The following is a 22,429-nucleotide window of genomic DNA, read 5'->3' on the forward strand; positions in this document are numbered from 1 at the left end:
CGGTGCCGAAACGAAGAGCCGCCACGCAGGGCGTGGCTCTACAGCCGGTGCGAACCCTCTTCCACCACCTGCCGCAAAAATGGCACGGTGATGCGCCGCTGCGCGGCGAGCGATTCGCGGTCCAGCCAGTCCAGCAGGCTGACCAGGTTGCCCAGCTCGCGGCCAGTGCGGGTCAGCAGCCATTCGATGGCGGCTTCGTCAATCGATAATCCCCGCCGCGCCGCGCGCTCGCGAAGCACCGCCGCACGGCCTTCGTCGTCCAGTGGCTGCAGCACCACGCGCACGCACTGCTGCAGGCGCGAACGCAGGTCGGGCAGCACCAGGCCCAGCCGGTCCGGTGCGTGCTGTGCGGTGTACATCAAGGTGATGCCGGCACTGCGCGCGCGGTTGTGGAAATCGAACAGCGCCACTTCATCGTCGCGATTCCCGGCCACCGCATCCAGCCCATCCAGCGCCACCAGGTCGCGGCCTTCCAGCGATTCCAGGGCAGCGCGGGTGCGCCCCACCACCGCCTTCAGCGGCAGGTAGGTCGGCTGCCGCCCGGCCTGCTCGGCCAGCGAACACATCGCCAGCGCCTGATGGGTCTTGCCGGTGCCGGCCGCCCCTTCCAGGTACACCCAGTGTTGATCCTCGCCCACGGCAATCGCGCGCAGCTGCGCCAGCGCACCGTCCGGTGCGCCGATGAAGGTTTCCAGTCGCTCGTCCTGCGGGTAACGCAAGGCGAGCGGCAGCTGCGGAACAACACTCACTTCAGGTCCGGGTCCTGGGGCGTCTCGACGATCAGGGTCGGCTTGTCGATGTACGAATCGAGCACGATCGCGGTCTTTTCGCCGGCATACAGCTCGCTCTCACGGTAGCGCAGGTGTGCATAGCGCAGCAGCACATTGCTCACCGCCGCCACCGGCAACGCCAGCAGCATGCCCAGGAAGCCGAACAGCTGGCCACCGGCCATCACCGCGAAGATCACCGCCACCGGGTGCAGGCCGATTTTGTCGCCGACGATGCGCGGGGTAAGTACGTAGCTTTCCAACAGCTGGCCCACGGTGAACACCACGCCCACCAGAATGAGCAGTTTCAGGTCCAAGCCCTGCGCCTGCACCAGCGCGGCCAGCACCGCCATGATGATGCCGGTGGTGGCGCCCAGGTACGGAATGAAGCTGATCAGGCCGGCAATCAGGCCGATCAACAGGCCCAGCTTCAGGCCCACCAGCGACAGGCCGATGGCGTAGATCAGGCCCAGCGCCACCATCACCAGGAACTGGCCACGAATGAACGCACCCAGTACCTCGTTGGACTCGCGCGCCAGCTTGGTGATGGTGCCCACGTGGTTGCGCGGGATGGTCGAGGCCACGCGCTCGACCAGCTTGTCCCAGTCGCGCAGGAAGTAGAACGCCAGGATCGGCAGCAGCAGGATGTTGACCACCCAGGTCACCATCGCAAAGCCCGAACGCGAAACGTAGCCGAAGAAGGTCCTGGCAAACCCGCCGGCCTGCTCCCAGTGGCTGCGCACCCATTCGATCAGGCGGTCCGGCTCCAGCCACGGCATGATTTCCATGCCGGTCTTCTGCTCGAACCACGGAATGCCGTGCTGCATCAGCCACTGCTGGGCCTGCGGAATGGCCGCGATCAAGGTAGCGATCTGGCGCTCGATCATCGGCACCAGGATCAGCAGCGCGGCGGTGATCACCAGCACCATGGCCACGAACACCAGCACCACGCCGGTGTTGCGCGACCGACCGGTGGCCTCGACCCGGTCCACCAGCGGGTCGCCCAGCCAGGCCAGCGCCAGGGCCAGCACGAACGGAGTCAGGATCGGCGCCAGCAGCCACACCAACCAACCCACCGCCAATGCAAACAGGATGTACTTGACGCGGCGCAGGAATTGCGCGATCTCCGCTTCCGGGGTGAGGGTCATCGCAGGCGGTACTCATTGCTGGCGGGGGGCGGGGGGCTGCCGGGAGCAGCGTCCTCATCGATCGGTTCCGGCAGCGGGGCCAGCGGCACGATCACTCCGTTGTCGCCCAGCATGCGGTTCAGCCCGGCCAGACCGGCGGTCATTTCCAGCGACAGCTCCAGGCGGTTGCCCGAGGCGCGCAGCGGGGTGATGTTGCGTACCACCGGGTTCTCACGCAGGCCGGCGGCCAGGCGCAGGTAGTCCTCGGCGCTGTCGATCCCGGTCACCGCGATGGTGTAGGTGCCGGCCGCGCCGGTGGCCGCACCGGCCTTGGCGTAGCGCTTGACCAACGCATCGGCCGCACCATCGGCGCCGCTGGACATCGCACGGCGGGCATCGCTGTCCTTGACGGTCCACCTGTTCAGCTCCTTGCCGCCATCCACGAACACCCAGTCGGCCACCCAGCCGCCGGTGGTGTCGCGGTAGAGCTTGCCGACCAGCTGCATCGGCGGGGCGTAGCGCGAGGAGGCACGGGCCACCGCAGCGGTGTCCTGGCGCCAGATCGCGCCCACCAGGGCCTGCTCGGCGGCGCTGCCGGTGGGCAGGCCGAGCTTGTAGCCGCGCTCGATGGCGCGGTTCAGCAACGGGCGGGCCGCATTGGCCTGCTGCACGGTGACCAGGCGGGGACCGGAGCCGTCATCAATGGCCAGCCAGGTCACCGGCTTGGGCCGCGGCTGCGGCCACAGCGGCAGGCCCAGCGCCGAAATCAGCCCGTCCACGTCGTCCTGGCGGAACCGGGCCACCAGCATGGTGCGGTAGCTGGGGGCACCGGTGGCCGACGTGCTCTGGTCCTGGCGGTAGTCATAGCTGGCCACGTAGTTCTTCGCATCGCGCAGGGCCTGCATCACGCCCGGGCGGGACAGCACGCTGCGGTCGCCCGACAGCTTGGTCAGCACGTTGCCCAGCGCGCGGGCCAGGGCCCCGTTGCGGTCGGCCTCGCCCTGGCTGTTGACCGGCACTTCGGCCTCGTAGGCCCCACTGGCCGTGGCCACGTCGCCTTCGGTGCGCATGCCGCTCTGGGCCATCGTGGCCACCGGCAGGCACAGCGCGAGGAACATCATTACAAAGAGGCTGCGGCGCATCAGGACTTCCATTGAGCGTATCCGGGGGGAATTGTTGCCCGAATAGGGCCTGCGCGCCAACGTGGCCTGTTAAAATCTCGCTTTCACCCCAGCGCAGCGCCGACGCCCGTGACCAATTCCCCGTCCAACCCCTCCCCCCTGACCTACCGCGACGCCGGCGTCGACATCGACGCGGGCAATGAACTGGTCGAGCGCATCAAGCCGCTGGTCAAGCGCAGCTTCCGGCCCGAGGTGATGGGTGGCCTGGGCGGGTTCGGCGCCCTGTTCGACCTCTCCAGCAAGTACCGCGAGCCGGTGCTGGTGTCGGGCACGGACGGGGTGGGCACCAAGCTGAAGCTGGCACAACAGCTGGGCCGTCACGACACGATCGGCATCGATCTGGTCGCCATGTGCGTGAACGACGTGCTGGTGCAGGGCGCCGAGCCGCTGTTCTTCCTGGACTATTTCGCGACCGGCAAGCTGGACATCGACACCGCCGCGGCGGTCGTGGGCGGCATCGCCAATGGCTGCACCGAGGCCGGCTGCGCGCTGATCGGCGGCGAAACCGCTGAAATGCCCGACATGTATGCCCCGGGCGAGTACGACCTGGCCGGCTTCACCGTGGCCGGCGTGGAAAAGAGCGAGCTGAAGGACGGCGCCAGCGTGGCCAACGGCGACGTGCTGATCGGCATCGCCTCCTCCGGCCCGCACTCCAACGGCTACTCGCTGGTCCGCCGCATCTACGACCGCGCCGGCCGCCCGGCCGACCTGGAGCTGGAAGGTGGGGTCAAGCTGGTCGATGCGCTGATGGCGCCGACCCGCCTGTACGTGAAACCGATCCTGGCCCTGCTCAAGAGCCACGGTGCGGCCATCCATGGCATGGCCCACATCACCGGCGGCGGCCTGACCGAAAACATCATCCGCGTGGTGCCCGAAGGCCTGGGCCTGGACATCGACGCCTCCTCCTGGAGCCTGCCGCCGGTGTTCCAGTGGCTGCAGCGCGAAGGTGCGGTGGCCGACAGCGAAATGTGGCGCACCTTCAACTGCGGCATCGGCTTCGTGCTGATCGTCGCCCCGGACCAGGTGGCCAGCGTGACCGCCGCCGTCGAAGCCCAGGGCCTGGCGCAGTGGACCATCGGCAAGGTCACCCCGGCCGACGGCGCCGAACGCGTGCGGATCACTCACGCCTGAGGCCTGCCGATGTCTTCCACGCCCCCGCCGCTGAACTTCCCGCGCGGCTGGACACCGCATCAGGTCGCCTCGCACCTGCATACGCTGAAGATCCTGTTCTACATCCTGGGCGTGCTGGAACTGCTGCTGGTGCCGATCCTGGTGCTGGGCGCCGCCGGCGGCTACATCAGCGAAAGCAACAGCGCCAACCCCAACGCCCAGCCGGCCCTGCTGGCGGCGATCATGGTCGGCGCCGGCGCGATCTTCGCCGGGCTGGGTACCTTGAACATCCTCGGCGCGCGGCGCATGGCCGAGCGCCGTTCGCACAAGCTGTGCAAGATCGCCGCCGGTGCGGCCTGCCTGGCCGGCGCGCTCGGCATCGCGCTGGGCGTGTACGCCCTGATCGTGCTGTTGCGCCCGGAAGTGGTGGCCAGCTTCAGTGTCGCTGACGGTACCGTCACCGCATGAGCTCACGCAGTCGCATCGCGGTGCTGGCCTCCGGCCGTGGCAGCAACCTGCAGGCCATCGTCGATGCGATCGCCGCCGGCACGCTCGACGCCGAGGTGGTGGCGGTGCTGTCGGACAAGCCCGATGCATCGGCACTGCAGAAAGTCGCCCCGGACCGACGCTGGGCGCGCTCGCCCAAAGGCTACGCCGACCGCGCCGCCTTCGATGCCGCACTGGGCGATGCCCTGGTCGCCTTCGCGCCGGATTGGGTGGTCTGCGCCGGTTACATGCGCATCCTTGGCGAAGCATTCGTGCAGCGCTTCAGTGGCCGGTTGGTCAACATCCATCCGTCGCTGCTGCCGCTTTACAAAGGCCTGCACACCCACGCCCGCGCGCTGGACGCCGGCGATGCCGAAGCCGGGGCCAGCGTGCACTTCGTGGTACCCGAACTGGATGCGGGCACCGTACTGGCCCAGGCACGGGTGCCGGTGCTGCCCGGTGATACCGCCGAACAGTTGTCCCAGCGCGTGCTGGCCGTGGAGCACCCGCTGCTGATCGCCAGCCTGCAGTGGCTGGTGGCCGGTCGCGTAGCTGAACGCGACGGTCAGCTGGAGGTTGACGGCCACCCCCTGTTCAGTCCGCTGCGCCTAGATTGCGCCGGACAGCTCAACCCCTGATGACGGCGCACACGCGCCGCTGACCCGGCCGCTGGCATCCTCCTCCCTCCCCCGCTTCCGCGCGCGCATGAAAACCACTCTGTCCAAACCGCTGGTGCTGCTCGCCTCCCTGCTGTGCACGGTGGCGATCGCACAGGCGCAGGAACCCACACCGCCGGAACTGCCAGTGCTGCCGCCGCCCACCACGTGGGAAGCGCCGCCGCTGGAGCCGTTCACCGCCACCTACCAGGCCCTGTACAAGGGCAAGGAAGCTGGCGATGCGACGATGCGCGTCACCCACACCGGCGGCGACCAGTGGCGGGTGGACATGCAGGTGGTGGGCCGACGCGGCTTCGCCAGCGTGCTGGGCCTGAACCTGGAACAGAGCACCGTGTTCGAGAAGCACGGCACCACCTACGTGCCGCTGAGCCAGGCGACCGTGCGCAAGGGCCTGTTTCTGGGCAAGAAAGTCACCGGCACCTACGACTGGAAGGCGGGTACCGCGCAGTGGCTGGGCGACCTGAAGAAGGAACGCACCCAGCCGATTCCGCTGCAGCCGGGCGATCTGAGCGCGCTGCTGATCAACCTGGCGATCATGCGCGACGCGCGCCCGGGCGGGCAGATGCATTACCGTTATGTCGATGTGGGCCGGGTGCGCCAGCACGACTACCAGGCCGCACCGGATACCGAGAACGTCGAGGTCGGCGAACTGTCCTACAACGCGCTGCGGGTGTACCGCACCAATGGCGGCAACGACGAAACCATCCTCTGGATCGCCAACGGGGTTCCCACCCCGGTGCGCATCCTGCAACGCGAAGACGGTCAGGATCGGATCGACCTGCGCCTGATCGAATACCAAGGAGTGTGAGCATGACCATCCTCAACCGTCCCCTGTCGTGGGTCGCCGCTGGCGCGTTGGCGCTGACCAGCCTGCCGGCCATGGCGCTGCAGCCGTTCACCGCCGAATACCAGGCCACTTACATGGGTCTTGCGGCACCGGGCCAGATGACCCTGACCAAGGTCGACGGCGACAAGTGGCAGTACAGCCTGAAGGTCCAGAACCAGCTCGGGCTGCTGACCCAGAACACCGTGTTCGACGAAGCCGACGGCCACCTGCGCCCACTCAGCAGCGAAGACCGCTCGGCGGTGTTCGTGAAGAAAAAGAACGTCCAGGCGACCTATGACTGGAACAGGAAGCAGGCAACGTGGAAGGGCGACATCAAGCCCGAACGCGCCGGCCCGGTCACGCTGAAGGCCGGCGACATGGATGCCCTGCTGATCAACCTCGCCATCGCGCGCGACTTCGCCGACGGCAAGCCGCTGACCTACCGCATGGTGGACGAAGGCCGCATCAAGTCGCTGACCTACAAAACCGTGGGCAAGGAACAGGTCACCGTGGGCGGCAAGACCTACGACGCCACCAAGGTGTCGCGCGTGGATGGCAACAAGGAGCAGATCGCCTGGGTGACCAGGGAGCTGCCGGTGCCGGTCCGCCTGCTGCAGCGCGAAGGGGGCAAGGACGCGCTGGACCTGACGATCAAATCGTTCAAATGACGTATCGACCAACGGTCGATACCCACCCGGCAGGTGCCGACCGTTGGTCGGCACTCCGATGAATGAAAAACGCCCGCATCCGCGGGCGTTTTTCATTTCACCGACTTGTCTTCCGCGAATACCGTCCTGCAATCCACCCGGATCTGTTCGCCACTGCCGCGCCAGTAGAACGTCTTGCAGTGGCGATTGCCTTCCACGGTCGTGGTCACGCCCACGGCGTAGAACGACTGCAGCACCTCGGTGCGGCTGACCGTGCCATCGCCGTTCCAGTCCATGTCCTGCTGTTCCAGGCCCTGGGTGATGGCAATGTCGGCGTACCAGGCGTAGCCCAGCCAGCCCAGCACCACCAGCACCAGGATCAGCAGCGCCTTGCGGCGGCGGGTGAACTGGCCGCGCAGGATCATGCGACGCGCCGGATGGTGGCGCCCAGCGACGAGAGCTTCTCTTCGACGTTCTCGTAGCCGCGGTCCAGGTGGTAGATGCGGTCGATGGTGGTCTCGCCCTCGGCCATCAGCCCGGCCAGGATCAGCGACGCCGAGGCCCGCAGGTCGGTGGCCATCACCGGCGCGCCGCTCAGCTGCTCGGCGCCACGCACGATCGCGGTGTGGCCTTCCACCTGGATATCCGCGCCCAGGCGCAGCAGTTCATTGACGTGCATGAAGCGGTTTTCGAAGATCGTTTCATTGATCACGCCCACGCCATCGGCCACGCAGTTGAGCGCCATGAACTGCGCCTGCATGTCGGTGGGGAACGCCGGGTACGGCGCGGTGGTCAGGTTGACCGCACGCGGGCGCTTGCCCTGCATGTCCAGGGTGATGCTGTTTTCAGTGGACTCGATCTTCGCGCCGGCTTCGACCAGTTTGGCCAGCACCGCATCCATGGTGCTCGGGCGGGCACGATTGACCGTGACCTTGCCACCGGTCATCGCCGCAGCGACCAGGAAGGTGCCGGTTTCGATGCGGTCGGGCAGCACTTCATGGCGGCCACCGGAGAGGCGTTCGACGCCTTCGATCACCAGGCGGGCGGTGCCCAGGCCTTCGATCTTCGCGCCGAGTGCGATCAGGCAGTGCGCCAGATCGGTGACTTCCGGTTCCATCGCCGCGTTGTCCAGCACGGTGGTGCCTTCGGCCAGCACGGCGGCCATCAGCACGTTCTCGGTGCCGGTCACGCTGACCATGTCGAAGGTGAAGTGCGCGCCCTTCAGGCGCTTGGCGTGGGCCTTGATGAAGCCGTTCTCGACCACGATCTCCGCACCGAGCGCCTGCAGGCCCTTGATGTGCTGGTCGACCGGGCGCGAACCGATGGCGCAGCCGCCGGGCAGCGATACTTCGGCCGCGCCGAAGCGGGCCAGCAGCGGGCCCAGCACCAGGATCGAGGCACGCATGGTGCGCACCAGCTCATACGGGGCCACGTGCTGGTTGACCGGGCGCGGGTCGACCACGATCGCGCTGCCGCGCGACAGCGTGCCCTGGTCGATGGTGACCTTGGCACCCAGCTCGCTCAGCAGCTTTACCGTGGTCACCACGTCGTGCAGGTGCGGCACGTTGGTGATTTCCACCGGCGCATCGGCCAGCAGGGTCGCGCACAGGATGGGGAGGACGGCGTTCTTGGCGCCGGAAATGTTCACTTCACCGTGCAGCGGCTTGCCGCCGGTCACTACGATCTTGGCCATGGATTCTGCGAAATAGAGGAGAGAAGGGTAGCGCCGACCGTTGGTCGGCTGCGCGGCGGCGGGGGAACTCAGCCAGCTTCAGCCGGCGTGACGGTCTTCAGTGCCAGGGCATGGATCGCCCCGCCCATCAGTTCGCCCAGCGTGGCATAGACCATGCGGTGGCGTGCCAGCGGCAGCTTGCCGGCAAAGGCGTCACAGACCACGGTGGCCTCGAAATGCACGCCATCGTCACCCTGCACGTCCGCGCGGGCGCCCGGCAGGCCGGTTTCGATCAGATTGCGGATGGTCTCGGCGTCCAACGGGCTTTCCTAATAAAATGAGCGCTCATTCTACTCTTCCGCGTGGCGCCCGCATGGCTGTTTCGCCCCTGCCCCCTTCATCCGCCGACCCGGCCGCGCTGGTTGCCAGCGGCCGCCGCGTGTTCGAAATCGAGCGCGATGCCCTTGCCGCAGTAGCCCAGCGCCTGGGCGAAGGGTTCAGCCAGGCCTGCCAACTGGTGCTGGAAAGCCGAGGTCGCGTGGTCGCCACGGGCATGGGCAAGTCCGGCCATGTGGCGCGCAAGATAGCTGCCACGCTGGCCTCCACCGGCACCCCGGCGTTCTATGTGCACCCCGGTGAGGCCGGCCACGGCGACCTGGGCATGATCACCGAGGCCGACGTGGTGCTGGCATTGTCCTACTCGGGCGAATCGGACGAGGTGCTGATGCTGCTGCCGGTGCTCAAGCGCCAGGGCAACCGCCTGATCGCCATGACCGGCCGGCCCGGCTCGTCGCTGGCGTTGGCTGCCGACGTGCACCTGGACGTCAGCGTGCCAGCCGAAGCCTGCCCGCTGGCACTGGCCCCCACCTCCAGCACCACCGCCTCGCTGGCGATGGGCGATGCGCTGGCCGTCGCCCTGCTGGACGCGCGCGGTTTCACTGCCGACGATTTCGCCCGCTCGCACCCGGCCGGCAGCCTCGGCCGGCGCCTGCTGCTGCACATCACCGATGTGATGCACAGCGGCGATGAGCTGCCCCAGGTGGGCGAACACGCCAGCCTGAGCGAGGCACTGGTCGAAATGAGCCGCAAGCGGCTGGGCATGACCGCCGTGGTCGATGCCGACCAGCGGCTGGTCGGCCTGTTCACCGACGGCGACCTGCGCCGCGCCCTGGACAGCGACCTGGACGTGCGCAGCGCGCGCATCGTCGATGTCATGACCCGCACCCCGCGCACCATCGGCGCCGACCAACTGGCCGTGGAAGCGGCACGGGTGATGGAAACCCAGCAGATCAACGGCCTGATCGTGGTCGATGGCGAGGGCCGCGCGGTCGGCGCCCTCAACATTCATGACCTGTTGCGGGCCCGGGTGGTTTAAACCACAGTGACACTCCTCCATTCAGCTGACCTGCGCTCCTGATGCCCTACTCCCCGCTGCCCGGTTTCCCGTCCCACCTGCATGCCGCCGCCGGGCGTATCCGGCTGGCCTGCTTCGACGTGGACGGCACACTCACCGACGGTCGGCTCTACTACGACCGTGACGGCAACGAGAGCAAGGCGTATTACGTGCAGGACGGACTTGGCCTGAAACTGCTGCAGCAGCATGGCATCCACCCCGTGCTGATCACCGCGCGCAACAGCCTGTCGGCGCAGAAGCGTGGCGCCGACCTGGGCATCGACACCCAGATCGCGGTGGGCGACAAGCTGGCCAGCGTGCATGCACTGTGCGAGCAGCATGGGATCGGCCTGGATCAGGTGGCGTTCATGGGCGATGACCTGCCCGACCTGGCCCCGCTGTGCGCGGTCGGGCTGGCGGTGGCACCGGCCAACGCCCACCCCTGGATTGCCGAGCGCGTGCACTGGCTGACCCGTGCCGATGGCGGGCGCGGCGCCGCGCGCGAGCTGTGCGACGTGCTGCTGGCCGCCCAGGGCCATGTGGATGCGGTGCTGGCGAGGTTCGGCGCATGAGCTGGCGTACCGCCCTGGGGGGGGTGCTGCTGGTGGCCGCGCTGCTCAGCGGCTGGTCGTTGCTGCGCGAGCGCGACAAGGCGCCGCTCGCCGTGGGCGACGATGCCAGCAAGGATTACGTACTGCACGACTTCCAGATCATCGCGCTGGACGAGCAGGGCCGGGAATCGACCACGTTGCGCGCGCCGCTGCTGGAACGCACCCGCAGCGACGAGACCATGACCATCCAGACCCCGCTGTTCCTGCTGCCCGACCGCGACGGCAACCATTGGGAACTGCGCAGCGACACCGGCTGGGTCAGCGCCACCGGCGACAAGCTGCGGCTGACCGGCAACGTCAGCGGCGACAGCCCGCGCGTGCCCAGCATTCCGCCTACCACCTTCCGCACCGAGCAGCTGGACGTGTTCCCGAAGGAAAACCGGGCCACCTCCGACGGGCTGGTGACCATGACCCGGCCAGGCATCACTCAGTCCGGGGTCGGATTCGCGCTGAACTCCAGCGACAAGACCTACCAGTTCCTGAGCCAGGTCAAGAGTCGCTACACCCCGCACCGATGAACGCCTCCCTTACCGCACGGCCGTCGTCGGCCGCATACCCGACTCAGGCAGGACCGAGACCCCCCATGAAGCTATTCCTTGCATCTACCCTGGCGCTCGCGCTGCTGGCGTCGAACTTCGCCGCCTCGGCCAAGACCTCGGACCGCAACCAGGAAATGACCATCGACGCGGGCGCCCAGATCGGCGTGATCACGGGCGACGGTGTGACCACCCTGTCCAAGGGCGTGGTGATCACCCAGGGCACGCTGGAGATCCGCGCGGACAGCGCCGACATCCACATGAAGGGCGGCGAGGCGGTGCGTGCGGTGTTCACCGGCAAGCAGGCGACCATGAAGCAGCAACTCGACGACGGCAGCTGGATGAACGCCCGCGCCGACACCATCGACTACAACATCACCACTGAAACCATCGTGCTGACTGGCAACTACCGCGTCGAAAGCCCGCAGGGCGTCAACACCGGCGGCACCATGACCTACAACACCCGCACCGGCCAGATGAACAGTGGCGGCGATGGCCAGCGCGTGCGCACCGTCATTCCGCCCAAGAACAAGGGCACTCCCCCGGCCGCTGCCACCCCGGCCGCCAAAACCACCGTACCTACCGCCGGGAGCAAGAAGTAATGCTCGTCGCCAAGGGCCTGCGCAAGCGCTACAAGCAGCGCGAAGTGGTCAAGGAATTCGGCCTGACCCTGGACGCCGGTGAAGTGGTGGGCCTGCTCGGCCCCAACGGTGCCGGCAAGACCACCTGTTTCTACATGATCGTGGGCCTGGTCGAGGCCGACGCCGGCAGCATCGTGCTGGACGGCAAGGACATCACCGCCGACCCCATGTACACCCGCGCCAAACAGGGCGTTGGCTACCTGCCGCAGGAGCCGTCGGTGTTCCGCAAGCTGACCGTGGCCGACAACCTGCGCCTGGTGCTGGAGCTGCGCGAGGACCTGGACAGGGCCGGCCGCGAGAAGGAGCTGAATTCGCTGCTGGATGAGCTGCAGATCAACCACGTGGCCGACCAGCTGGGCGCCAGCCTGTCCGGCGGCGAGCGCCGCCGCTGTGAAATCGCCCGCGCGCTGGCCGCCAAGCCGCGCCTGATCCTGCTCGATGAGCCGTTCGCCGGTGTGGACCCGATCTCGGTCGGCGAGATCCAGCGCATCGTCACCCACCTCAAGCAGCGTGGCATCGGGGTGCTGATCACCGATCACAATGTGCGCGAAACCTTGGGAATCTGCGACCGCGCGTATATCCTCAACGAAGGCAGCGTACTGGCGCAGGGGTCACCAGACGCGATCCTGGAAAACGCAGACGTCCGCCGCGTGTACCTTGGAGAGACCTTCAAGCTCTGACCGCCGGCCGCTGCAGCGCCTTCCCTCCGTTCGGCACAGGCATGAAAGCACGGCTTCAGACATCGCTGGGACAACAACTGGTCATGACGCCGCAGCTGCGTCAGGCGATCAAGCTGTTGCAGATGTCCAGCGCCGAACTGGAGCTGGAAATTGCCGAGGCGGTGGAAACCAACCCGCTGCTGGACTGGGCCGAGAACGCCGAACCGACCCTGGACGCCGAGCCGGGCAGCGAAGAACGCCCGCCTGAAGCAGCCGAGCGCGACAGCAGCGGCGACGGCGATTCCGCACCCTCCGGGGCCGATGACTGGGCGCCCGGCGAGGGCGACTGGAGCAGCGGCAGCAGCGGCGGTTCGTTCGACGATGACGACAACGGCAGCGCCGCCGAGCGCGTTGCCGAGACCGAAAGCCTGGCCGACCACCTGCTGTGGCAGCTGCACCTGTCGCATCTATCGCGCCGTGACCGCAGCATCGGCGCCGCCCTGATCGACGCATTCGAAGACGACGGCTACCTGCGCGAGCCACTGTCGGCCATCGCCGAAACCCTGCTCCCGGCCATTCATGCCGATGAAGCCGAGATCCTCACCGTGCTGCACCAGATCCAGCGCTTCGACCCGATCGGGGTCGGCGCGCGCAACCTGGGCGAATGCCTGCAGCTGCAGCTGGACGTGCTGGACCCGCAGACCCCCGGCCTGGCGCTGGCCCGGCGGATTGCCGATGGCCCGCTGGAGCGCCTGCCGCGCAGCGGCGTGACCGGCATTGCCCATGAACTGCGCGAGCCGGTGGACGCGGTGGAAACGGCGGTGCAGCTGCTGCGCTCGCTGGACCCGCGCCCGGGCACCCAGATCGGCGAGCTGGCCCATGACAGCTACGTGGTACCCGACTGTGTGGTCTGGCGCCAGAACGGCAGCTGGCGCGCGGCGCTGGCCGGCCACGCCGGCCCCAGGGTGGTCATTCATCGCGGCTATGAACAGATGATCCGCCGCTGTGGCGAAAGCGACGCCGGCTACCTGCGCGCCCACCTGCAGGAGGCGCGATGGCTGCTCAAGGGCCTGGAGGCGCGCGGGGAGACGCTGCTGCGGGTAATGCGCTGCCTGCTGCAGCAGCAGGCCGCCTTCCTGGAGTTCGGCGCCCAGGCGCTGCGCCCGTTGACCCTGCGCGAGGTCGCCGGGGAGCTTGGGCTGCACGAATCAACCATTTCCCGGGCCATCGCCCGCAAGTACGTGCGCACCCCGCGCGGGACCCTGGCGCTGCGCGCGTTCTTCGCCTCGGGAATCGACACCGACAGCGGCGGCGAGGCCTCCAGCACCGCCATCCAGGCGATGATCCGGTGCCTGATCGACGACGAGAACCCACGCAAGCCGCTTTCTGACGCCAAGCTGGCTGACCTGCTCAAAACCTCGGGAATACCGGTGGCGCGGCGCACCGTGGCGAAGTATCGTGAGGCCATGAACATTTCCGCCTCGCACGAAAGAGTACGCATCGCCTGACGCTACACCGCGCCCGGCGGGACGGTTCATTGGCAAATCCGAATAAGGAGAAACCCGATGCGCATCGAGACGTTTGGCAATCACGTGGAAGTGACCCCGGCCCTGAAGGATTACGTTGAGGAAAAGGTTGGCCGGGTAGGCAAGCACTTCGACCAGCACTGCGAAATCCGGGTGACCCTGGAACTGCGCAAGAACGAGCATCACGTGGATGCCAGCGCGAACATTCCCGGCCAGATCCTGCACGCCGAGGCCGGCGGCCAGACCATGTATGCCGCCATCGACCTGCTCGCCGACAAGCTCGACCGCCTGGTGGTCAAGCACAAGGAGAAGCGCCAGCAGCACGCGCCGGGCGTTCCGATAAGCGACAATGGCGTCTGACGCCCCCGCTCCCCCCTTTCCATGCCTTTGACTGATCTACTGGCGGCCGTGCGCACCCAGGTGCTGCCGGCCGCCGATCGCGACAGTGTGCTGAAGGCCGCCGCCCGGCTGCTGGCCTGCCGCGAAGCCAATGCCGATCTGCTCTACCAGAACCTGTGCGAGCGCGAGACCCTGGGCAGTACCGCCATCGGCCACGGCATCGCCATCCCCCACGGCCGCGCGCCGCTGCTGGAACGCCCTCGCGGGGCGCTGCTGCGGCTGGAGACGCCGGTGGACTTCGGCGGCGATGAACCGGTGGACCTGGTGTTCGCCATCGCCGTGCCCAGCCACTACACCCATCAACACCTGATGCTGCTGTCCGAGCTGGCCGAGCTGTTTTCCGAGCCGGCCATCCGCCAGGCGCTGCGCGAAGCGCGCGACGGGGCGGCCCTGCGCCAGGTCATCGAATTCCCCCCGCCGGCGAGCGCCGCATGAATACCAGCATCACCGCGCGTGAACTGTTCGAACAGCAGCGTGACCGCCTGAGCCTGCGCTGGGTGGCCGGGCAGAAAGGCGAGCGGCGCGAACTGGAAGCCGGCAACACCGTCTCGCGGCGCCCGTCGCTGGCCGGTTATCTCAATGCGATCTACCCCAACAAGGTGCAGATCCTGGGCACCGAAGAACTGTCCTGGCTGGATTCGCTGGATTCGCGCCAGCGCTGGGAAACCATCGAGCGGATCATGCAGTCGCACCCGCTGGCGCTGGTGATCACCCGCAACCAGCCGTGCCCGGAAGACCTGCGCGCGGCGGCCGATGAATCGCAGACGCCGCTGTGGATCTCGCCCAAGCGCGGCCACGAACTGCTCAACCACCTGTCCTACCACCTGGCCCGGACCCTGGCGCCCCGGGTGATCCTGCATGGCGTGTTCATGGAGATCTACTCCATCGGCGTGCTGATCACCGGCGAAGCCGGTTCGGGCAAGAGCGAACTGGCGCTGGAACTGCTCAGCCGCGGCCACCGGCTGGTGGCCGACGACGCCCCCGAGTTCACCCAGATCGCCCCGGACGTACTCGACGGTACCTGCCCCGAACTGCTGCAGGACCTGCTGGAAGTGCGCGGGCTGGGCGTGCTCAACGTGCGCGAGATGTTCGGTGATACGGCGGTAAAGAAGAACAAGTACCTTCGGCTCATCGTGCACCTGACCAAGCCCATGACCGAACCCACCCCGCATGGTTACGAGCGCCTGACCGGCGATTCCGGCACCCGCCACGTGCTGGACCTGGACGTACCGCTGATCACCCTGCCGGTGATGCCCGGCCGCAACCTTTCGGTATTGACCGAGGCGGCCACCCGGCTGCACATCCTGCGTACCAAGGGCATCGACCCTGCGGCGATGTTCATCGCCCGCCACAGCAACCTGCTGGAACGCCGCACCCCATGAACGCCGCCCCCGAACCCACCGCCGCCACCCTGATCATCGTCAGCGGGCTGTCCGGCTCCGGCAAGACGGTGGCGCTGAAGACTTTCGAAGACCTCGATTACTACTGTTCGGACAACCTGCCGATCAACCTGCTGCCGGACTTCGTGCGCAGCCTGCTGGCCGGCCACGATGCCGACGCCCCACGCCGCCTGGCCGTGGGCATCGACGTGCGCGGCCAGAGCGACCTGAGCCAGCTCTCGCACTGGCGCGAAGACGCCAAGGCGGCCGGGCTGGACGCGCAGCTGCTGTTCTTCGATGCCACCGATGAAACCCTGCTCAAACGCTACGCCGACACCCGCCGCCGACACCCGCTGAGCCAGTTGGGGCTGTCGCTGCCTGAAGCGATCGCGCGCGAGCGCGAACTGACCGCCCCGCTGCGCCGCGCCGCCGATGCGGTGATCGACACCACCCCCCTCAACGTGCACCAGCTGCGCCGCAAGGTGGTGACCGAATTCGCCCTCAGCCACGGCAACAAACTGTCGCTGTTGTTCGAATCGTTCGCCTACAAGCGCGGGGTGCCGGCCGAAGCCGACTTCGTGTTCGACGCCCGGGTGCTGCCCAACCCGCACTGGAACCCGGAACTGCGGCCGATGTCCGGGCGCGAAACCCCGGTACGCGAATACCTGGACACCCAGCCGGACGTGCAGAAGTACGTGGACCAGCTGGTCGATTTCCTCGACACCTGGCTGCCGCGGCTGGGCAATGACACCCGCAGCTACGTCACCGTGGCCTTTGGCTGTACCGGTGGGAAACACCGCTCGGTGTACCTGGCCGAGCGGCTGGCGCGGCATGCGCGCGACCAGGGCTGGCCGGAAGTGGCCACGTTCCACCGCGAGCTGGACTAATGCCAACGGACCAACGGTCCGTTGCTACCGTGGTGTATCCCCAATTCATGTTGGGATGTTAACGTTCGACAATGACCTGTGGCATTCTCCTTGTAACGCATCCCGGCGTAGGCACGTCCCTGCTGGACGTGGCGACCCGGCTACTGCGGCACCTGCCGCTGAAGACCGAAGCTTTCGAAGTACCGTTCGACGAAGACCTGGACGCCCTGCTCCCGCTCGCCTCGGCCGCCCTGCGGCGGGTCGACAGCGGTGAGGGCGTGCTGATCCTGACCGACCTGTATGGCGCCAGCCCGAGCAATCTGGCAGCGCAGCTGGCCCGCCTGGGCACCCCGGCACGCCGGGTCTCGGCGCTGAGCCTGCCGATGTTGTTGCGAGTGATGAATTATCCGGAACAGGGACTGGATCAACTGCCCGCCACAGCCGCGGCGGGCACTCGCAATGGAGCGATTGTCGACGATGCTTGAACGTGAACTCACCGTATCCAACCGCCTGGGCCTGCATGCCCGCGCCACTGCAAAGCTGGTGCAGGTGCTGGCCCCCTTCCGCTGCAACGTGACCATGGCCGCCAAGGGCCGTGAGATCAACGCCAAGAGCATCATGGGCGTGATGCTGCTGGCCGCCGGCCAGGGCACCCCGGTCACCGTGCGCATCGACGGCGAAGACGAAGCGGCCGCCATGGACGCCGTGGTGGCCCTGTTCGAGCGACGCTTCGACGAGGACAGCTGAGCATGCCGGGGCCACCGTCGCGATCGGGTTCCAGCACATCGGCACGGACTGCGTCCGGTGCGTTGCTGCTGGCCGGCCACGGGGCCTCGCGTGGCAATGCCCTCGGCCGCGCCCGGGTGCGCCTGCCACATGCGCTGGAAGTGGCCGAGCAGCGCATCGCCCCGGCCCAGGTGGAGGCCGAACTGCAGCGCCTGCACCAGGCCGTGGATGCGGCCCGTGCCGAAATGCACGACCTGCGCCAGCGCCTGCAGGGCGCGCTGAACCAGGAAGCGGGCGAGTTCCTCGACCTGCACGCACTGCTGCTGGACGACCCGGAACTGTTGTTCGGCCTGGATGAGCTGATCCGCAGCGGTCCATACAGCGCCGGCTATGCGCTGCGCGTGCAGCGCGACCGCCTGGCCAAGGTCTTCGATGGCATGGACGATGCCTACCTGAAGAGCCGCATGGACGACCTGGACCATGTGATCGGGCGCATCCATGCCTTCCTGCAGAAACGCCCACCGGACGTGAAGGGCCTGGCCGGGGAAATCCTGGTCTGCGACAACATCGCTCCTTCCGAACTGGCCCAGCTGCAGGCGCATGGGGTGGTCGGCATCGTCACCGCCGCCGGCAGCGCGCTCTCGCACAGCGCGATCCTGGCGCGCAGCCTGCACCTGCCGTTGATCGTCAACATCCCCAACCTGCTGCAGAAGATTTCAGACGGCGACGTGCTGGGCATCGACGGCAGCACCGGCCAGATCACCGTCAACCCGCTGCCGCCGGACCTGCGCGATTACCGCGCCCGCCTGCGCGACCAGGCCCGCGAACAGCGCGAGCTGGGCCGCCTGCGCAGCAAGCCCAGCCGTACCCGCGACAACGTCGACATCGCGCTGCTGGCCAATGCCGAATCGCGCGAAGACGTCACCGAAGCGCACGCGCTGGGCGCGCACGGGCTGGGCCTGTACCGTACCGAATTCCTGTTCCTGCAGCGCGACGAACTGCCCGACGAACAGGAACAGTTCGAAACCTACCGCGACGCCGCGCTTGGCATGAGCGGGCGGCCGGTGACCATCCGCACCCTGGACCTGGGCGCGGACAAGGCCGACCGCACCGGGCTCACCCTGAGCAACGAAGAAAACCCGGCACTGGGCCTGCGCGGGGTGCGGCTGTCGCTGGCCCGGCCGAAGGTGGCCGATACCCAGCTGCGCGCGATCCTGCGCGCCTCGGCCTACGGCAAGCTGCGCATCCTGCTGCCGATGGTCAGCACCCGCGAGGAGCTGCTGGCGGTGCGGCGGCGTTTGAACAAGCAGGCCGAGCTGCTGCGCGCCGATGGCCACGAAGTGGCCGAGTACATCCCGTTCGGGGCGATGATCGAAGTGCCGGCCGCGGCGATCGCGCTGGAGAGCTTCATCGACCTGGTCGACTTCCTGTCCATCGGCACCAACGACCTGGTCCAGTACCTGCTGGCCGCCGACCGCAACAACGAGGCGGTGGGCGAGCTGTATTCGCCGCTGCACCCGGCGGTGCTGCGCCTGCTGGCGCACATCCTGCGCACCGGCCGCGAGTACGAGGTGCCGGTGGCGGTGTGCGGTGAAATCGCCGGCGACCCGCGCATGACCCGCATGCTGCTGGCGCTGGGCCTGACCGAGTTCAGCCTGCACCCCGGCACGCTGCTGGAAGTGCGCCGCGCGGTCCGCGACAGCGATCTGGGCGAACTGCAGGCCGCGGCACCGAAGCTGCTGGCCGCGCGCGACCGGCGCAGCATCGAACGTTGGATAGAAAACAACGCTTGACCCGTGATCGGTAGCGCCTGCCGTTGGCCGGCCCAGGCGATCCGTGGGCCGGCCAACGGCCGGCGCCACCGGTTTCATCATGTTCCGGTTTGTCATCCATCCAAGCGATAATGACGCGGTGACCACCCCTTCTGCCGCATCCTGTCCGGGATAGCGGCCTTTTTTCTTTTGCTGCGGGAGCTGTGCATGGCCGAAGCCGTACGCCACGACAAGACGGCGCGCCAGTTGCGACTGTTGTCCGATGCACTGGACAGCGGGCGGCTGGGTCCGGTGCGCAGGCTGGTCAACACGCTGGCGCCGGCCGAGATCGGCAACCTGCTCGAATCGCTGCCGCCAGGCAAGCGCGAAGTGGTGTGGGGGCTGGTCGACCCGGAAGACGATGGCGAGGTGCTGGTCCACGTCGGCGAGGAAGTGCGCGAAAGCCTGCTGGCCGACATGGACCCGGACGAAATCATCGCCGCGGTCGAAGACCTGGACATCGATGACCTTGCCGACCTGGTCGAAGACCTGCCCGATACGGTCATCGATGAAGTACTCAAGTCGATGGACCGCGAGAACCGCGAGCGGCTCGAGCAGGTCCTGTCCTACCCCGAGGACAGTGCCGGCCGCCTGATGAACCCGGACGTGGTGACCGTACGCGCCGATGTCAACGTGGACGTGGTGCTGCGCTACCTGCGCCTGCGTGGCGAGCTGCCCGACCACACCGACCACCTGTTCGTGGTCAGCCGCCGCCACCAGTACCTGGGCCGGCTGTCGCTGGCCTCGCTGGTGACCCATGAGGACAGCACCCCGATCAACCGGCTGATCGACGACGAGCAGCCAGCCATCGACGTGGGCGAGAGCGCCGACGAAGTCGCCCGGCAGTTTTCCGACCATGACTGGGTCTCGGCGCCGGTGGTGGACGACAACAACATCCTGCTTGGCCGCATCACCATCGATGACGTGGTCGACATCATCCGTTCGCAGGCCGAACACCAGGCGCTGGGTGCGGCCGGTCTGGACGAAGAGGAAGACCTGTTCTCCCCGATCAAGCGCGCCGTACGTGGCCGCGTGGTGTGGCTGGGCATCAACCTGTGCACCGCGTTCCTGGCGGCGACCGTGATCGGCCAGTTCGAGCTGACCCTGCAGAAGGTGGTCGCGCTGGCGGTGCTGATGCCGATCGTGGCCGGCGTGGGCGGCAACGCGGCGGTGCAGGTGCTGACCCTGATGGTGCGCGGTATCGCGCTGGGCCAGGTGGGCCAGAGCAACGCGCGCATCCTGTTGTGGAAGGAATCGCGGGTGGCCTTGATCAACGGCACCTTGATCGGCACCGTGGTCGGCATCATCGCCTACCTGTGGTTCCACAGTTTCCTGCTCTCGCTGGTGATCACCCTGGCGCTGATCATCAACTTCTGCGCGGCCGCGCTGGCCGGCGTACTGCTGCCACTGCTGCTCAAGCGCATGAACGTGGATCCGGCGGTGGCCGGCACCGTGGTGGTTACCGCGGTCACCGACGTCATGGGCTTCTTCAGCTTCCTGGGCCTGGCCACCCTGATCCTGCTGCACTGACCGGTTCTTCAACATGGCCTTGACCCTCGACAACTACTTCGCCGCCGGTTGGCGCGACCAGATCCACACCTGCCCGGCCTGCGAATGGCAGGGCAGCGCGCGCCAGATGAGCATGGAGCTGCACGAAGACGAGGCCGAGTTCGATTGCCCGCAGTGCGAGAACCCGATCCTGCTGGTCCTGCACCCCAGCCTGGCGCAGGTGCAGGCCGCTGCCGCCGACGGCCACCCCGAGGCGATCGAGCAGTTGGAGATCCTGGCCTCGGCGCCGCGCCCGGACTGATGCACTGCAAGATGCCCGCCGGCCCTGCGGCACCTAGACTGAAAACGCTTTCAGACGGGGACGGTACATGGCACGACAGCGCGCGGGATGGTGGGTGTGGGTGGTGGCGATGGCCGCGCTGAGCGGGTGCGCCTCAACGCACGCACCCGACAAGGGGCACTTCGTAGAGCGCACGGTCACCGTGGAAGAACGCCAATCGCGTTACCAGGTGTTCGTGCCGCGCGCCGCGCAGGCGCAGCGCGGGAGCCTGCCGGTGGTGCTGTTCCTGCATGGCTCGGGTGAGCGTGGGAGCGACGGGCGCCGTCAGACCACGGCCGGGCTGGGACCGCACCTGCGCGCGCACGCGCGCGATTTCCCGGCGCTGGTGGTGCTGCCGCAGGTGCCGGAAGACCAGGAGTGGTCGGGCATCAACAACCGCATCGCGCTGGCCGCGCTGGATGCCACCCTTGCCGAATTCGGTGCCGACCCCTCGCGCCAGTACCTGACCGGCATGTCGATGGGGGGCTATGGCAGCTGGAACATCGCACTGGAGCACCCGGGCCGTTTTGCCGCGATCGTGCCAGTGTGCGGCGCGGTGTTGGCCCCACGCGCGGTGCGCGCGACGCTGTTCGTGGAATCGGTGGCGGGCCAAGCGGATCCGTATGCGGCCATGGCCGCACGCTTGAAGGCGACACCGATCTGGATGTTCCATGGCGCGCTGGATGATGTGGTGCTGCCCGAAGACGACCGGCAACTGAAGGTGGCGTTCGATGCCGCCGGTGCCAGCGACGTGCGGTATACCGAATACCCGCAGGGCAACCACAACGCATGGGACGCGACGTATGCGGACGCGGCAATGTGGGACTGGATGTTCGTGCAGAGGCGGTAGCGCCGGCCGTTGGCCGGCTGCTTTTCGATCCGGGGTCATGAACGTCTGATGGGTGGCTTCGGATCGTCTAAACGCCGGAAGGTTTACCGGTGGCGATGATGTTGCCGCCTTCGGATGCTTGGACCGCGCTACGCGCGGTGTCCGGCCAACGGCCGGGGCTACGAATTGGTACGGGCCCATTGAGATCAGGATCAATCAACCACGGGCCCATTGGGATCTGGATCAACCGGTCGCCAGGCCGGATTCCGGTAGCGCCGGCCGTTGGCCGGCTGCTTTTCGATCCGGGGTCATGAACGTCTGATGGGTGGCTTCGGATCGTCTAAACGCCGGAAGGTTTACCGGTGGCGATGATGTTGCCGCCTTCGGATGCTTGGGCCGCGCTGCGCGCGGTGTCCGGCCAACGGCCGGGGCTACGAATTGGTACGGGGCCATTGGGATCGGGATTAAACAACCACGGGCCCATCGGGATCTGGATCAATCAACCGTGGGCTTCGGATCGTGTAAACGCCGGACGGATGATCGGTGGCGATGATGTTGATGCCTTCGGACGTTTGGGCCGCGCTGCGCGCGGTGTCCGGCCAACGGCCGGGGCTACGAATTGTTACGGGCCCATCGGGATCTGGATCAATCAACCACGGGCCCATTGGGATCGGGATCAACCGGTCGTCAGGCCGGATTCCGGTAGCGCCGGCCGTTGGCCGGCTCACGTAA

27 protein-coding genes are annotated in these 22,429 nt (G+C 67.5%); 21 read left to right on the forward strand and 6 right to left on the reverse strand.

Translation table 11 applies throughout. From position 1 onward, the window contains the following. Nucleotides 1-38 precede the first annotated feature (38 nt). From hda to WIX41_RS04475, 3 genes are read right to left on the reverse strand one after another with little or no spacing between them, the layout of a single operon-like run. A complete protein-coding gene (hda, locus tag WIX41_RS04465) occupies nt 39-749 on the reverse strand; it encodes a DnaA regulatory inactivator Hda (RefSeq protein WP_339445955.1) in 711 nt (236 codons plus the stop codon). Beyond that, complete coding sequence (locus WIX41_RS04470; RefSeq protein ID WP_339445956.1) at nt 746-1,915, reverse strand: AI-2E family transporter; 1,170 nt, start codon at nt 1,913-1,915, stop codon at nt 746-748. The genes hda and WIX41_RS04470 overlap by 4 nt, the downstream gene beginning before the upstream one ends. Beyond that, nucleotides 1,912-3,036, reverse strand: coding sequence for a DUF2066 domain-containing protein (locus tag WIX41_RS04475; protein ID WP_339445957.1), 1,125 nt, complete (start codon nt 3,034-3,036; stop codon nt 1,912-1,914). Before WIX41_RS04475 ends, WIX41_RS04470 begins: the two co-directional genes overlap by 4 nt. A 138-nt stretch (nt 3,037-3,174) precedes the next feature. Between WIX41_RS04475 and purM the strand changes: the two genes are divergently transcribed. From purM to WIX41_RS04500, 5 genes are all read left to right on the forward strand, one after another. After that, nucleotides 3,175-4,206, forward strand: coding sequence for a phosphoribosylformylglycinamidine cyclo-ligase (purM, locus tag WIX41_RS04480; RefSeq protein WP_409187451.1), 1,032 nt, complete (start codon nt 3,175-3,177; stop codon nt 4,204-4,206). A 9-nt stretch (nt 4,207-4,215) separates the two neighbouring features. Then, nucleotides 4,216-4,653, forward strand: coding sequence for a hypothetical protein (locus WIX41_RS04485; protein ID WP_339445959.1), 438 nt, complete (start codon nt 4,216-4,218; stop codon nt 4,651-4,653). After that, entirely contained in the window at nt 4,650-5,309 is a 660-nt protein-coding gene (purN, locus tag WIX41_RS04490) for a phosphoribosylglycinamide formyltransferase (RefSeq protein ID WP_339445960.1), read from the forward strand. The genes WIX41_RS04485 and purN overlap by 4 nt, the downstream gene beginning before the upstream one ends. A gap of 67 nt (nt 5,310-5,376) precedes the next feature. Further along, the gene (locus WIX41_RS04495) at nt 5,377-6,156 is read left to right on the forward strand and encodes a DUF3108 domain-containing protein (protein WP_339445961.1); all 780 of its coding nucleotides are present in this window, start codon (nt 5,377-5,379) and stop codon (nt 6,154-6,156) included. Nucleotides 6,157-6,158: 2 nt separating this feature from the next. After that, nucleotides 6,159-6,842 carry a DUF3108 domain-containing protein gene (locus tag WIX41_RS04500; protein ID WP_339445962.1) on the forward strand — a complete coding sequence of 228 codons (684 nt, stop codon included), beginning with the start codon at nt 6,159-6,161 and terminating at the stop codon, nt 6,840-6,842. Between the two features lie 92 nt (nt 6,843-6,934). Here WIX41_RS04500 and WIX41_RS04505 read toward each other — a convergent pair whose 3' ends face one another. The 3 genes from WIX41_RS04505 to WIX41_RS04515 form a co-directional block, all read right to left on the reverse strand. Beyond that, a complete protein-coding gene (locus tag WIX41_RS04505) occupies nt 6,935-7,246 on the reverse strand; it encodes a hypothetical protein (RefSeq protein ID WP_339445963.1) in 312 nt (103 codons plus the stop codon). Next, on the reverse strand, nt 7,243-8,514 hold the full coding sequence (gene murA / locus WIX41_RS04510; protein ID WP_339445964.1) for a UDP-N-acetylglucosamine 1-carboxyvinyltransferase: 1,272 nt from the start codon (nt 8,512-8,514) through the stop codon (nt 7,243-7,245). The genes WIX41_RS04505 and murA overlap by 4 nt, the downstream gene beginning before the upstream one ends. Before the next feature lie 68 nt (nt 8,515-8,582). Next, entirely contained in the window at nt 8,583-8,813 is a 231-nt protein-coding gene (locus tag WIX41_RS04515; RefSeq protein ID WP_339445965.1) for a BolA family protein, read from the reverse strand. Between the two features lie 53 nt (nt 8,814-8,866). Between WIX41_RS04515 and WIX41_RS04520 the strand changes: the two genes are divergently transcribed. The 16 genes from WIX41_RS04520 (at nt 8,867) to WIX41_RS04595 (ending at nt 21,718) form a co-directional block, all read left to right on the forward strand. Then, nucleotides 8,867-9,868 (forward strand): KpsF/GutQ family sugar-phosphate isomerase, encoded by a 1,002-nt coding sequence (locus tag WIX41_RS04520; protein ID WP_339445966.1) that lies wholly within the window; start codon nt 8,867-8,869, stop codon nt 9,866-9,868. Between the two features lie 41 nt (nt 9,869-9,909). Then, the gene (locus WIX41_RS04525) at nt 9,910-10,458 is read left to right on the forward strand and encodes a KdsC family phosphatase (RefSeq protein WP_339445967.1); all 549 of its coding nucleotides are present in this window, start codon (nt 9,910-9,912) and stop codon (nt 10,456-10,458) included. Then, on the forward strand, nt 10,455-11,015 hold the full coding sequence (lptC, locus tag WIX41_RS04530; protein ID WP_339445968.1) for an LPS export ABC transporter periplasmic protein LptC: 561 nt from the start codon (nt 10,455-10,457) through the stop codon (nt 11,013-11,015). Before WIX41_RS04525 ends, lptC begins: the two co-directional genes overlap by 4 nt. 65 nt (nt 11,016-11,080) lie before the next feature. Further along, nucleotides 11,081-11,635 (forward strand): lipopolysaccharide transport periplasmic protein LptA, encoded by a 555-nt coding sequence (gene lptA / locus WIX41_RS04535; RefSeq protein WP_339445969.1) that lies wholly within the window; start codon nt 11,081-11,083, stop codon nt 11,633-11,635. Beyond that, on the forward strand, nt 11,635-12,354 hold the full coding sequence (gene lptB / locus WIX41_RS04540) for an LPS export ABC transporter ATP-binding protein (RefSeq protein ID WP_339445970.1): 720 nt from the start codon (nt 11,635-11,637) through the stop codon (nt 12,352-12,354). Before lptA ends, lptB begins: the two co-directional genes overlap by 1 nt. 41 nt (nt 12,355-12,395) lie before the next feature. Next, nucleotides 12,396-13,841 carry an RNA polymerase factor sigma-54 gene (locus WIX41_RS04545; protein WP_339445971.1) on the forward strand — a complete coding sequence of 482 codons (1,446 nt, stop codon included), beginning with the start codon at nt 12,396-12,398 and terminating at the stop codon, nt 13,839-13,841. Nucleotides 13,842-13,898: 57 nt separating this feature from the next. Then, on the forward strand, nt 13,899-14,219 hold the full coding sequence (hpf, locus tag WIX41_RS04550; RefSeq protein ID WP_339445972.1) for a ribosome hibernation-promoting factor, HPF/YfiA family: 321 nt from the start codon (nt 13,899-13,901) through the stop codon (nt 14,217-14,219). 21 nt (nt 14,220-14,240) lie between these two features. Further along, a complete protein-coding gene (locus WIX41_RS04555) occupies nt 14,241-14,693 on the forward strand; it encodes a PTS sugar transporter subunit IIA (RefSeq protein ID WP_339445973.1) in 453 nt (150 codons plus the stop codon). Continuing rightward, nucleotides 14,690-15,640 (forward strand): HPr(Ser) kinase/phosphatase, encoded by a 951-nt coding sequence (hprK, locus tag WIX41_RS04560; RefSeq protein WP_068849794.1) that lies wholly within the window; start codon nt 14,690-14,692, stop codon nt 15,638-15,640. Before WIX41_RS04555 ends, hprK begins: the two co-directional genes overlap by 4 nt. Beyond that, nucleotides 15,637-16,524: an RNase adapter RapZ gene (gene rapZ / locus WIX41_RS04565; protein ID WP_339445974.1), complete on the forward strand. Its 888-nt coding sequence runs from the start codon at nt 15,637-15,639 to the stop codon at nt 16,522-16,524. Before hprK ends, rapZ begins: the two co-directional genes overlap by 4 nt. 71 nt (nt 16,525-16,595) lie before the next feature. Further along, nucleotides 16,596-16,988 carry a PTS sugar transporter subunit IIA gene (locus WIX41_RS04570; RefSeq protein WP_339445975.1) on the forward strand — a complete coding sequence of 131 codons (393 nt, stop codon included), beginning with the start codon at nt 16,596-16,598 and terminating at the stop codon, nt 16,986-16,988. Continuing rightward, nucleotides 16,981-17,250, forward strand: a complete 270-nt coding sequence (locus tag WIX41_RS04575) for an HPr family phosphocarrier protein (protein ID WP_339445976.1) — start codon at nt 16,981-16,983, stop codon at nt 17,248-17,250. The genes WIX41_RS04570 and WIX41_RS04575 overlap by 8 nt, the downstream gene beginning before the upstream one ends. Nucleotides 17,251-17,252: 2 nt before the next feature. Then, nucleotides 17,253-19,022: a phosphoenolpyruvate--protein phosphotransferase gene (gene ptsP / locus WIX41_RS04580; RefSeq protein ID WP_339445977.1), complete on the forward strand. Its 1,770-nt coding sequence runs from the start codon at nt 17,253-17,255 to the stop codon at nt 19,020-19,022. A gap of 186 nt (nt 19,023-19,208) precedes the next feature. Beyond that, nucleotides 19,209-20,570, forward strand: a complete 1,362-nt coding sequence (mgtE, locus tag WIX41_RS04585; RefSeq protein WP_068849782.1) for a magnesium transporter — start codon at nt 19,209-19,211, stop codon at nt 20,568-20,570. 13 nt (nt 20,571-20,583) lie between these two features. Beyond that, nucleotides 20,584-20,850 (forward strand): hypothetical protein, encoded by a 267-nt coding sequence (locus WIX41_RS04590; RefSeq protein ID WP_339445978.1) that lies wholly within the window; start codon nt 20,584-20,586, stop codon nt 20,848-20,850. Nucleotides 20,851-20,917: 67 nt separating this feature from the next. Continuing rightward, entirely contained in the window at nt 20,918-21,718 is an 801-nt protein-coding gene (locus WIX41_RS04595; protein ID WP_339445979.1) for a prolyl oligopeptidase family serine peptidase, read from the forward strand. Nucleotides 21,719-22,429 lie beyond the last annotated feature (711 nt).

The sequence above is a fragment of the Stenotrophomonas sp. AB1(2024) genome (genome assembly GCF_037482345.1).
Classification (GTDB): domain Bacteria; phylum Pseudomonadota; class Gammaproteobacteria; order Xanthomonadales; family Xanthomonadaceae; genus Stenotrophomonas.